Genomic DNA, 12,230 nt, shown 5'->3' with positions numbered 1-12,230 from the left:
CTTGGGAACATCTTAGAACCCGGATTTGTCTGAATAATTCTGTCTTAAACCGTTGCTGCCTGTAACGCCTGTGGATTCGGATGAAAAAACACGTGTTCACGAATAGGTCCTACAGCGACCTCGCCAATTTCTTCATAACCCTGACGTTTGTAAAAGTCCAGGTAGCGCGAATTACCGGTGTCCAGTACCACGCCGGTGGAGTTGGGGTCTTCGGCGCACCAGTTATGCACCGCCTCAAGCAACTGTTCGCCAAAGTGCTTACCCTGAAATTGCGGGTGAATTCCCAGCAACGGCAGTACATGCACCGACTCCGACGGCAGGCACGCCAGCACTGCCTGATGGTATTCCAGATAGCGTCGGGTACCGCGCACACCGGTGCTCAGCCACATGCGCAACTGCCAGGCCCAGCTTTCCGTGATACCCAGGCGTCGTTGCGGCGGCGCGATCAGGGCGATGCCGATCAACCGGTCGTTGACCAGCAGGCCGATGGCTGGCAAGTTCTGGAAGAAGTGCTGCTTGACCAGCTCGCGTACCGTGGCGCGCACGCGCTGCTCATATCCGGAGCGCTCGGCTTCAAAGATGTAGGCGAAGGTCGGCTCATGACGGTAGGCCTGGTACAACAGGGAACGGGCTTCGCGGGAATAGCCCCTGTCGAGCATATGAATCTGGGCGATGGCAGTCGAGGTGTCAGGCATAACGGTGTATCTCCCCTGGACGCAACTCAAATAGGCGCTACTCGAAAGGTTGCGCTCTTGTAGTACGAGCCCGCGACGGCTGACTCGTTCCCTGCATGCGGCACCTTGAAGGACATTAGCAGTGCATCTGTCCTACCGCCACGCTGGCTCCCGTCCGACTTGTCGGCTAGCATCGCACTTTTGCTAGGACTGCCGACCATGAAAATCGTCTCGTTCAACATCAACGGGCTGCGCGCCCGCCCTCATCAGTTGGCGGCGCTGATCGAGAAACACCAGCCGGACGTGATCGGCTTGCAGGAAACCAAGGTCCATGACGACCAGTTCCCATTGGCCGAGGTCCAGGCCCTGGGTTATCACGTGTATTACCACGGGCAGAAAGGCCACTACGGTGTCGCCCTGCTCTCGCGCCAGGAGCCCCTGGCGCTGCACAAAGGTTTTGCCGGTGATGAAGAAGACGCCCAGCGGCGGTTTATCTGGGGCACATTCGCCGACGGCAATGGCAACCCGATCACCATCATGAACGGCTATTTCCCACAGGGTGAAAGCCGCGACCATCCCACCAAGTTCCCGGCCAAGCAGCGTTTCTACAATGACCTGCAACAGTTGCTGGAGACGCAGTTCAGTAATGACCAAGCGCTGGTGGTGATGGGCGACGTGAATATTTCCCCGCAAGATTGCGACATCGGCATCGGGGCCGATAACGCCAAGCGCTGGCTCAAAACCGGCAAGTGCAGCTTCCTCCCGGAAGAGCGTGAGTGGATGGCGCGCTTGAAGAACTGGGGATTGGTCGACAGCTTCCGACACTTGAACCCGGACGTGGCCGATCGCTTCAGCTGGTTCGATTACCGCAGCCGTGGCTTTGAAGACGAACCCAAGCGTGGGCTGCGCATCGACTTGATCATGACGTCCCTCGGATTGTTGCCCCGGGTCAAGGCGGCGGGTGTGGATTACGATCTGCGGAGCATGGAAAAGCCGTCCGACCATGCGCCGATCTGGCTGGAACTGAGCTGAGACCCTCCCTTGCAGGAGCGAGCTTGCTCGCTCCTGCAGTCATATTTATGCAACCTTCCTGACTTAATCTCCCGGCACTCCCTTTGGCTTGAGAAGGTGCCGGCATGATGCTGCGCGTTCTGTACCTGCTGGCAATTTGCAGCACCCTGCCCCTCCACGCGTTTTCTGCGCAACTCCCCTTTCCCGAACACGGCCCGGCCTTGCGTATCCAGGGTTCCAATACCATTGGCGCGGCGTTGGGTCCGGCGTTGGTCAAGGGTTTGATGGAGCAACAGGGTCTGCAGGACGTGCACAGTGAACCCAACGACAAAGCCAACGAGCAGCGCATCGTTGGCAAAACCCGTCAAGGCCACCGGGTCACGGTGGAGATTGCCGCCCACGGCTCCAGCACCGGGTTTACTGCCCTAAAAAACGCCAGTGCCGACCTGGCGGCATCTTCGCGCCCGATCAAGGATCGCGAACTGGTGGACCTCGAACCCCTGGGCGACTTGAAAAGCTCCAATGCCGAACAGGTGATCGCCATTGATGGCTTGGCGATCATCCTTCATCCCCACAACCCGCTGAACACTTTGAACACTGAGCAACTGGCGCAGGTTTTCAGTGGTGAAGTCAGTACCTGGGAAGCGTTGGGTGGCGTCGGTGGCGCGATTCATCTGTACGCTCGGGATGATCAATCCGGCACCTTCGACACCTTTAAGGAACTGGTGCTCAGCCGCCGAGGCAAAATTCTCGACGGCACGGCCAAACGCTTCGAGTCCAGCGAGCAGTTGTCCGATACCGTCAGCCACGACCCCCAAGGCATCGGTTTTATTGGCCTGCCCTATGTACGCCAGGCCAAGGCAGTGGCCATCAGCGATGGCGAATCACACCCCATGCTCCCGCTGAGCAGCCTGATTGCCACCGAAGACTACCCACTGTCACGCCGACTGTTCTTTTACCTGCCGCCCGGCAAGCAGAATCCCTGGGCCGAGGCGCTGGTGAACTTCGCCCAAAGTGCCAAGGGCCAGGCTATCGTTGCTGCCAATGGTTTTATCGCGCAACAGGTCCAGGCCATCACAGTCGAGCCCCGCGTAGCAATGCCCGAGGGCTATCAGGCGATTGCCCGACAGGCCCAGCGGCTGACGGTGAATTTTCGATTTGAGGAGGGCAGCGCCAGCCTCGATAGCAAGGCACGCCAGGACCTGATGCGGGTGTTGGCTTACCTGAGAAGCCACGGCAAGCTCGACAAGCAGGTAACTCTGGTAGGGTTTGGTGATGCGAAGAATGATCCGCAACGGGCCGCCCTGCTTTCCAAGTTACGGGCGATGGCGGTGCGTCGGGAGTTGGTCAAGAGTGGGGTGGTGTTGCGCGATATTAGTGGGTTTGGCGCGCAGATGCCGGTGGCGGCGAATACGGCGGATGAAGGAAGGATCAAGAATCGGCGGGTGGAGGTTTGGGTTTATTGAGATGTTGAGGTGACTCGTCAGGACTATTGTGGCGAGGGGGCTTGCCCCCTTGCCACAGAGGCCTGGTTACTGGCTGCTACGCATCATTTCCCGAGGCACATACTTGCCGATCTCGAACTTGCCAATCGCCGCACGGTGTACTTCATCCGGGCCGTCGGCCAGGCGCAGGGTGCGTTGCATGGCGTACATGTAGGCCAGCGGAAAATCATTGGAAACCCCGGCCCCGCCGTGGATCTGGATCGCCCGGTCAATCACCTTCAAGGCCACGTTCGGCGCCACCACCTTGATCTGGGCAATTTCGCTTTTCGCCACTTTGTTGCCGGCGGTGTCCATCATGTAGGCCGCCTTCAAGGTCAGCAGCCGTGCCATGTCGATTTCCATCCGAGAGTCGGCGATCTTGTCGATATTGCCCCCCAGGCGCGCCAGCGGCTTGCCAAAGGCGGTGCGGCTGATGGCGCGTTTGCACATCAACTCCAGCGCCCGTTCAGCCATGCCGATGGAGCGCATGCAGTGGTGAATACGGCCAGGGCCAAGGCGGCCCTGGGCGATTTCGAAGCCGCGGCCTTCGCCCAGCAGGACGTTTTCGTACGGTACACGGACGTTTTCAAACAGCACTTCGGCGTGGCCGTGAGGTGCATCGTCGTAGCCAAACACCGGCAGCGGACGGACGATCTTCACGCCCGGAGCGTCCACCGGCACCAGGATCATCGAGTGTTGCTGATGACGCGGCGCATCGGGGTTGCTCAGGCCCATGAAGATCATGATCTTGCAGCGCGGATCACAGGCGCCGGAGGTCCACCATTTCTTGCCATTGATAACCCATTCGTCGCCATCGCGAACCGCGCGGGCGGCCATGTTGGTAGCGTCGGAAGAGGCCACGTCCGGTTCGGTCATGGCGAATGCCGAGCGGATCTCGCCCCGCAACAGCGGCTCCAGCCAGCGTTGTTTCTGCTCTTCGTTGGCGTAGCGCACCAGCACTTCCATGTTGCCGGTGTCCGGCGCCGAGCAGTTGAACGGTTCAGGCCCCAACAACGAACGGCCCATGATTTCCGCCAACGGTGCGTATTCCAGGTTGGTCAGGCCAGCGCCCAGTTCCGATTCCGGCAGAAACAGGTTCCACAACCCCTCGGTTTTGGCCTTGGCCTTGAGCTCCTCCATGATCGCGGTGGGCTGCCAGCGATCACCTTCGCTGACCTGGCGTTCAAACACCGGCTCGGCCGGGTAAACGTAAGCGTCCATGAACGCGGTGACGCGCTCACGCAGTTCCTGAACCTTGGGCGAATAAGCGAAATCCATGAGCAGTTACCTTCTCTTTCTCTATAGAACGGGAGGTTGTCGGGGTCATGAAACGATGCTAGAACAGCTACGAAAATTTACCTAGCCTATTCTCGGCGTGTATTAACATTCATCACCGATATATGATCGGCCTATGAAAACCTAACAATAAGAGCGCAGCGAAATGAATCTGAGCAAGGTCGACCTCAACCTTTTCATCGTCTTTGACGCGATCTATACCGAAGCCAACCTGACCCGCGCCGGGCAGATCGTCGGCATTACCCAACCGGCGGTGTCGAACGCTCTGGCGCGCCTGCGGGAAACCTTCAACGATCCGCTGTTCGTGCGCACAGCCCAAGGCATGGTGCCCACGCCCATGGCGCAAAACATCATCGGCCCGGTGCGTAACGCGCTGTCGTTGCTGCGGGTATCGGTGCAGGAAAGCCGGATCTTCAACCCGTTGCAGGCGGCCAAGACTTACCGCATCAGCATGACTGACCTTACCGAAGCCGTGATCCTGCCACCGCTGTTCCAACGCCTGCGCCGCCTGGCACCGACGGTAATCATCGAGAGCTTCCTGTCCAAGCGTCGGGAAACCACCAAGGAACTGGCGGCCGGTCGTCTGGACTTCGCCGTGGATGCGCCGCTTAACACCGACCCGCAAGTGCGCCACGTCAAGCTGATGGAAGACCGCTACGTGTGTGCCATGCGCAAGGGCCATCCCATGGCGGGCAAGGAAAAATTCAGCCTGGATGATTACCTCTCGCTGACCCACATCCATATCTCCAGCCGCCGCAATGGCCTGGGCCATGTCGACCTGGCCCTGGGCAAGATGGGTATTCAGCGCAAGGTCGCCTTGCGCTCCCAGCATTACTTGATGGCGTCGCAAGTGCTGCAGCAGACCGACATGGTCATGACCGTGCCGGAGCGCTTTGCCCGGCGCAACGACCTGCATTCGTTCAACCTGCCGGTCAATGATGTGCCATCGGTGGAAACCCACCTGTACTGGCATGAAAGCACCGACCAGGACCCAGCCAACCGCTGGATGCGCGAGCAGATGATCGAGTTGTGCCAGCAGGTGACGGCCCATGAGAAGAAGCTGGACAAGCAGCAAGCTTGATCTGTTGTGAGGAGGCTTGTTGTGGCGAGCGGGCTTGTCGGATCGCCGCACCGCCGCGTTGGGCTGCGTAGCAGCCCCAGCAACCTCATTGCGACTTGACGCTTACGTCAACCAGCCATTAGCTTAGCGCCCAAGACATCTTCTGGGCATCTGCATGAGCACGACCTACAGCATCTCCGACCTCGCCCGCGAGCTCGACATCACCACCCGCGCCATTCGCTTCTATGAAGAACAAGGCCTGCTGTCCCCGGAACGCCGGGGGCAGGAACGCATTTATACGCCTCGGGACAAAGTCAGTCTCAAGCTGATCCTGCGAGGCAAGCGCATCGGTTTTTCCCTGGCCGAATGCCGCGAGTTGATCCAACTCTACGACCCCACCAGCGGCAATCAGAAACAACTGCACAGCATGCTGGCGAAAATCACCGAGCGCCGCCAGCAGTTGGAGCAGCAGATGCTGGATATCGAGCAGATGAAGCTGGAACTCGATACCGCCGAAGAGCGCTGCACCCAGGCGCTGGAACAGACCATTCAGAGCCAGGTTGGCCAACTCTAAAAGGTAATCCCCATGTCTCTTCCTTCTCATGTACGCCTGGTAGAAGTCGGCCCACGCGACGGTCTGCAAAACGAAGCGCAGCCCATCAGTGTCGACGACAAGGTCCGGCTGGTAGACGCCCTAAGCGCTGCCGGCCTGGGCTATATCGAAGTGGGCAGTTTCGTCTCACCCAAATGGGTGCCGCAGATGGCAGGCTCCTCCGAGGTATTTGCCCGAATACAGCGCAAACCTGGCGTGACCTATGGCGCGCTGGCGCCGAACCTGCGGGGATTCGAGGACGCGATGGCGGCCGGGGTCAAGGAGGTCGCGGTGTTCGCGGCGGCGTCCGAGGCGTTTTCCCAGCGCAATATCAACTGCTCCATCAGCGAAAGCCTGGAGCGGTTCGCACCGATCATGGCGTCGGCAAAACAACATGGGATCACTGTGCGCGGTTACGTGTCCTGTGTGCTGGGCTGCCCGTACGAAGGCCAGATCGCACCGGAACAGGTGGCAGCCGTCGCCCGTGAGCTGTATGCCATGGGCTGTTATGAAGTGTCCCTGGGAGACACCATCGGCACCGGCACTGCGGGCGCTACGCGACGAATGTTTGAGGTGGTGGGCGCTCAAGTGCCGAGGGACAAGCTCGCTGGGCACTTCCACGATACCTATGGCCAAGCCATCGCCAATGTCTACGCCAGCTTGCAGGAAGGCATCCAGGTGTTCGACAGCTCTATCGCCGGCCTCGGCGGCTGCCCCTATGCCAAGGGCGCCAGCGGTAACGTCGCCACTGAGGACGTGCTGTACCTGCTCAATGGCCTGGGTATCGAGACCGGAATCGATTTGGATCAACTGCTGCTGGCCGGCCAGCAGATTTGTACGGTATTGGGCCGCCCGACCGGATCGCGGGTAGCCAAGGCGCGCAGTGGAGGTTGAGTACCGCATCTGTGCAGATGTGTTACCGCACGGATACACATCGAGTAACAAGGGAACATATTCTGTCGCATTTACTGAAAGATATTTTCTTAAAAAAACCAACCTATTGATTTTAAAGGAATTTAAAAAGTTGGCACGGCTTCTGCTATCTCTATGGCATAACAAGAATAAAACGTAGCAAACCCAATAAAAATAAGACGTAACGACTCTGACATAACAAAAACAACACGGCAGAGACGCAGCTAACAGATTTTTTTGGAGAAGATGTGCTTCGCAGGGTACGGCAGATGCCGCCACTCGCAACCGGGCAGAGAACAATAAAACTACCTCAAGGTAGCTACCCACTGGTTGGATCGCGTGCGAAGAAGCAGATCAGCGCTCAAAAAAATACGTTTGCTCTTGACCCCGGATGGGGGTCGCCAAAAACAGCAGTAAAGGGCCACGGTTGCTAAAAACAACAATAGACCGCCCCTCAATAATAAAAAAAGAGCACGTAACAACAAATTAAAGGGGAGCCTCGGCTCCCCTTTGTGCTGTCTGGGCTTCAGGAAACAGCCCACCCCTGCATCAATCCCTTCCCAGCAGCTCCTCAATCGTGATCTCACGCATGCGAAACTTCTGGATCTTGCCCGTTACCGTCATCGGAAATTCATCGACAAACTTGAAATGTTTGGGCGTCTTGAAGTGGGCAATCCGCCCCTTGCACCAGGTTTGCAGTTCCAGTTCATTGGCCACATGACCAGGATGGAATTTGACCCAGGCGACGATCTCCTCGCCATAGCGTGCGTCGGGGATGCCGATGATCTGCACGTCAGCCACTGCCGGGTGGGTGAAGAAGAATTCCTCCAACTCCCTCGGGTACACGTTTTCGCCGCCGCGAATGATCATGTCCTTGTTGCGCCCGGCAATACACACGTAGCCCTGCTCGTCCATGGTCGCCAGGTCGCCGGTGTGCATCCAGCCGGCGTCGTCGATGGCTTCTCGGCTCCCTTGGGGGTTGTTCCAATAACCGAGCATGACGCTGTAGCCTCGGGTACACAGCTCGCCTATCTGCCCGCGCGCCACTGTGTTACCGGCCTCGTCGATAATCTTGCTTTCCAGTTGCGGCTGGGTGCGACCGACGGTAGTGACCCGCAATTCCAGGCCATCATCCGGCCCGGTCTGCAATGACACTGGGCTGGTTTCAGTCATGCCGTAGGCAATCTGCACCTCACTCATGTGCATCTCGCTGATGACCCGGCGCATCACCTCGATTGGGCAGGTGGCGCCGGCCATGATCCCGGTGCGCAGGCTCGACAGGTCGAACTCGGCGCGGCGCGGGTGATCGAGCATGGCGATAAACATGGTGGGCACGCCGTACAGGCCAGTGGCTTGCTCTTGGGCGACGGCGGTCAGGGTCAGCAACGGGTCGAAGCCGTCATTGGGGTAAATCATGGTAGTGCCGTGGGTGATGCAGCCCAGGTTGCCCATAACCATACCGAAGCAGTGGTAGAGCGGCACTGGAATCACCAGGCGATCTTGCGCCGTGAGCCCCAGGCTTTCGCCGACCATATAGCCGTTGTTGAGAATATTGTGGTGACTGAGGGTGGCGCCCTTGGGGAAGCCGGTGGTGCCGGAGGTGTACTGGATGTTGACGGCTTGATCGAAGTGCAGGCTGGCCTGGCGGGCATGCAGTTGCTGCGGGGGGATGCCCGCCCCCATCGTCGACAACTGCGACCAGGGCAGGAATCCCGAGGGCGGCCGCGGGGCGAGGCTGATAACGCCACGCAGCCCAGGCAACTTCTCGCAGTGCAACTGGCCGATGGACTGCTCCGCCAGTTCCGGCACCAGTTCTTGCAGCATGGCGTGGTAATCGGACGATTTGAACGCCCCCGCGCAGATCAACCATTGGCAACCGGATTGCTTGAGCACGTATTCCAGTTCGCTGCTGCGGTAAGCCGGATTGATATTGACCAGGATCACACCCAGCTTGGCACTGGCCACCTGGCTGATAACCCACTCGGCACAGTTGGGCGCCCAGACACCCAGGCGATCTCCAGCCCGCAAGCCCAACGCCAGCAGGGCCCGGGCGTGCAGGTCAACGGCATCGGCCAGTTGCTGCCAGGTGTAGCGCAGGTTCTGGTGGCGCACTATCAATGCATCGCCATCAGAGTGCTGCGCGACCGTACGGTCAAACGCCTGACCAATGGTCATGGCCAGCAAGGCCTTGTCTTGGGAGCCACGGCTGTAGCTCTGATTCGGTTGATCCATAACGACCCCTATTGTCTTTTTTGTAGGTGGACGGTGCGCCAGGCAGGCGCGAGCTTGACGTTAACGTAAGCTATGATTGACAGTCGCGCAAGGCAAGCTTACGTTAACGTAAAGGTGAGTGCCCGACCGGGCAATCAACTCCCACAAAAATAAAGCGTAAAGGTGCCCCGTCATGAGTTACCCCTCCCTGAACTTCGCCCTTGGTGAAACCATCGACATGCTGCGTGACCAGGTGCAGTCCTTTGTGGCCAAGGAACTGGCACCAAGGGCAGCGCAGATCGACATCGATAACCTGTTCCCCGTAGACATGTGGCGCAAGTTTGGTGACATGGGCCTCTTGGGCATTACCGTGCCAGAAGAATACGGCGGCGCCGGCCTGGGTTACCTCGCCCACGTGGTGGCCATGGAAGAAATCAGCCGGGGCTCGGCGTCGGTGGCGCTGTCCTATGGCGCCCACTCCAACCTCTGTGTCAACCAGATCAACCGCAACGGCAGCCACGAACAGAAAACCAAATACCTGCCCAAGCTGATCAGCGGCGAGCACGTCGGCGCCCTTGCCATGAGCGAGCCGAATGCCGGTTCTGACGTGGTGTCGATGAAGCTGCGTGCCGATAAACGCGGCGATCACTACGTGCTCAATGGCAGCAAGACCTGGATCACCAACGGCCCCGACGCCAACACCTATGTGATCTACGCCAAGACCGACCTGGCAAAAGGTGCCCACGGCATCAGCGCATTTATCGTCGAACGCGACTGGAAAGGCTTCAGCCGCAGTAACAAGTTCGACAAGCTGGGTATGCGCGGCTCCAACACCTGCGAGCTGTTTTTCGATGACGTCGAAGTGCCGGAAGAAAACCTGTTGGGCAAGCTCGACGGCGGCGTGCGGGTGTTGATGAGCGGCCTGGACTACGAGCGTGTGGTGCTGTCTGGCGGCCCCACCGGGATCATGCAGGCGTGCATGGACGTAGTCGTCCCTTACATCCACGACCGTAAGCAATTTGGCCAGAGCATCGGCGAATTCCAGCTGATCCAGGGCAAAGTCGCTGACATGTACACCCAGCTCAACGCCAGCCGTGCCTACCTGTACGCCGTGGCTCAGGCCTGCGAGCGCGGCGAAACCACCCGCAAGGACGCCGCTGGGGTAATCCTCTACAGCGCCGAACGCGCCACGCAAATGGCCCTCGATGCGATCCAGATTCTGGGCGGTAACGGCTACATTAACGAGTTCCCGGCTGGCCGCCTGTTGCGCGACGCCAAGCTGTATGAAATCGGTGCGGGCACCAGTGAGATTCGTCGCATGTTGATTGGTCGCGAACTGTTTAACGAAACCCGCTAACGGAGCGCGCGCCATGGCAACCCTGCACACCCAACTCAACCCGCGCTCGGCGGAATTTGCCGCTAACAGCGCGGCGATGCTCAAACAGGTCGACGCCCTGCACACCCTGCTCGCCCAGGTACAGCAAGGCGGCGGCGCCAAGGCCCAGGAGCGCCATACCTCCCGTGGCAAACTGCTGCCTCGCGAGCGTATCAATCGTTTACTCGACCCCGGTTCAGCGTTTCTTGAACTCAGCCAACTGGCCGCCTACCAGGTATATGGCGAAGACGTGCCAGCCGCTGGCGTGATTGCCGGGATTGGCCGCGTCGAAGGCGTGGAGTGCATGATCGTCGCCAACGACGCCACGGTGAAAGGCGGCTCCTACTACCCGCTGACGGTCAAAAAACACCTGCGCGCCCAGACCATCGCAGAGCAGAACCGCCTGCCTTGCATCTATCTGGTGGATTCGGGCGGCGCCAACCTGCCGCGCCAGGATGAGGTGTTTCCCGATCGCGAGCACTTCGGGCGGATCTTCTTCAACCAGGCCAACATGAGTGCCCAGGGCATCCCGCAAATCGCGGTGGTCATGGGTTCCTGTACCGCTGGCGGTGCTTATGTGCCGGCCATGGCGGACGAAGCGATCATGGTCCGCCAGCAAGCCACCATTTTCCTGGCCGGCCCGCCGCTGGTGAAGGCCGCCACTGGTGAAGTAGTCAGCGCCGAAGACCTGGGCGGCGCCGATGTGCATTGCAAGATTTCCGGTGTGGCCGACCACTATGCCGACAGCGACGAACATGCGCTGGCCTTGGCCCGCCGTAGCGTGGCCAACCTCAACTGGCATAAACAGGGTCAGTTGCAGCAGCGCACACCTGTGCCGCCGCTCTATGGCAGCGATGAGTTGTATGGGGTAATTCCGGCCGACGCCAAGCAGCCATTCGATGTGCGCGAAGTCATCGCCCGGCTGGTGGACGGTTCGGTGTTCGATGAATTCAAAGCACTGTTCGGCACCACCCTAGTGTGTGGTTTCGCCCACTTGCACGGCTACCCGATTGCGATCCTGGCCAACAACGGCATCCTCTTCGCCGAGGCTGCACAAAAAGGCGCGCACTTTATCGAGCTGGCCTGCCAGCGTGGAATTCCCCTGCTGTTTTTGCAAAACATCACCGGGTTTATGGTCGGCCAGAAGTACGAGGCCGGCGGCATCGCCAAGCACGGCGCCAAACTGGTGACGGCCGTGGCGTGTGCCAAGGTGCCGAAATTCACAGTAATCATCGGTGGCAGCTTTGGCGCCGGGAACTATGGGATGTGCGGTCGCGCCTATGACCCGCGCTTCTTGTGGATGTGGCCCAACGCGCGGATTGGCGTGATGGGTGCCGAACAGGCGGCCGGCGTGCTGGTGCAGGTCAAGCGAGAGCAGGCAGAGCGCAGTGGCCAGCCGTTCAGTGCCCAGGAAGAGACCAACATCAAGCAACCGATCCTCGACCAATATGAGACCCAGGGCCATCCCTATTACTCCAGCGCTCGCCTGTGGGACGACGGCGTCATCGACCCGTTGCAGACCCGCGACGTGCTGGCCCTGGCCCTGTCTGCCTCGCTGAATGCCCCCATCGAGCCGAGCCGCTTCGGCGTGTTCCGCATGTGAAATGGAGCTGCA

10 protein-coding genes are annotated in these 12,230 nt (G+C 59.5%); 7 read left to right on the top strand and 3 right to left on the bottom strand.

Features of this window, described 5'->3' with window-relative positions:
* Positions 1–44: 44 nt before the first annotated feature.
* Positions 45–695: a GNAT family N-acetyltransferase gene (locus AAEZ06_RS21020; protein ID WP_149413983.1), complete on the bottom strand. Its 651-nt coding sequence runs from the start codon at positions 693–695 to the stop codon at positions 45–47.
* Positions 696–893: 198 nt separating this feature from the next.
* Here AAEZ06_RS21020 and xthA point away from each other — a divergent pair, with 198 nt between their 5' ends.
* Both xthA and AAEZ06_RS21010 read left to right on the top strand, forming a co-directional pair.
* Complete coding sequence (gene xthA / locus AAEZ06_RS21015) at positions 894–1,706, top strand: exodeoxyribonuclease III (protein WP_149413984.1); 813 nt, start codon at positions 894–896, stop codon at positions 1,704–1,706.
* 104 nt (positions 1,707–1,810) lie between these two features.
* A complete protein-coding gene (locus tag AAEZ06_RS21010; protein ID WP_149413985.1) occupies positions 1,811–3,151 on the top strand; it encodes a substrate-binding domain-containing protein in 1,341 nt (446 codons plus the stop codon).
* Between the two features lie 66 nt (positions 3,152–3,217).
* Here AAEZ06_RS21010 and AAEZ06_RS21005 read toward each other — a convergent pair whose 3' ends face one another.
* The gene (locus AAEZ06_RS21005) at positions 3,218–4,447 is read right to left on the bottom strand and encodes an acyl-CoA dehydrogenase (RefSeq protein ID WP_149413986.1); all 1,230 of its coding nucleotides are present in this window, start codon (positions 4,445–4,447) and stop codon (positions 3,218–3,220) included.
* 163 nt (positions 4,448–4,610) lie between these two features.
* On the opposite strand from AAEZ06_RS21005, the gene AAEZ06_RS21000 reads away from it, so the two are divergent.
* The 3 genes from AAEZ06_RS21000 (at position 4,611) to AAEZ06_RS20990 (ending at position 7,011) form a co-directional block, all read left to right on the top strand.
* The gene (locus AAEZ06_RS21000; protein WP_133100278.1) at positions 4,611–5,546 is read left to right on the top strand and encodes a LysR family transcriptional regulator; all 936 of its coding nucleotides are present in this window, start codon (positions 4,611–4,613) and stop codon (positions 5,544–5,546) included.
* 154 nt (positions 5,547–5,700) lie between these two features.
* Positions 5,701–6,099, top strand: coding sequence for a MerR family transcriptional regulator (locus tag AAEZ06_RS20995; protein ID WP_350616023.1), 399 nt, complete (start codon positions 5,701–5,703; stop codon positions 6,097–6,099).
* 12 nt (positions 6,100–6,111) lie between these two features.
* Positions 6,112–7,011 carry a hydroxymethylglutaryl-CoA lyase gene (locus AAEZ06_RS20990; protein ID WP_149413988.1) on the top strand — a complete coding sequence of 300 codons (900 nt, stop codon included), beginning with the start codon at positions 6,112–6,114 and terminating at the stop codon, positions 7,009–7,011.
* A gap of 567 nt (positions 7,012–7,578) precedes the next feature.
* Here AAEZ06_RS20990 and AAEZ06_RS20985 read toward each other — a convergent pair.
* Positions 7,579–9,261 (bottom strand): AMP-binding protein, encoded by a 1,683-nt coding sequence (locus AAEZ06_RS20985; RefSeq protein WP_350616021.1) that lies wholly within the window; start codon positions 9,259–9,261, stop codon positions 7,579–7,581.
* Positions 9,262–9,433: 172 nt separating this feature from the next.
* Here AAEZ06_RS20985 and AAEZ06_RS20980 point away from each other — a divergent pair, with 172 nt between their 5' ends.
* Positions 9,434–10,597 carry an isovaleryl-CoA dehydrogenase gene (locus AAEZ06_RS20980; RefSeq protein WP_149413990.1) on the top strand — a complete coding sequence of 388 codons (1,164 nt, stop codon included), beginning with the start codon at positions 9,434–9,436 and terminating at the stop codon, positions 10,595–10,597.
* A 13-nt stretch (positions 10,598–10,610) separates the two neighbouring features.
* The gene (locus tag AAEZ06_RS20975) at positions 10,611–12,218 is read left to right on the top strand and encodes a carboxyl transferase domain-containing protein (RefSeq protein WP_149413991.1); all 1,608 of its coding nucleotides are present in this window, start codon (positions 10,611–10,613) and stop codon (positions 12,216–12,218) included.
* Positions 12,219–12,230 lie beyond the last annotated feature (12 nt).

This window comes from Pseudomonas sp. HY7a-MNA-CIBAN-0227 (assembly GCF_040310325.1).
In the GTDB taxonomy this organism is placed as follows: domain Bacteria; phylum Pseudomonadota; class Gammaproteobacteria; order Pseudomonadales; family Pseudomonadaceae; genus Aquipseudomonas.
Note: the sequence above shows the minus strand (reverse complement) of the source record. Positions and strands in the feature narration are given on the sequence as shown.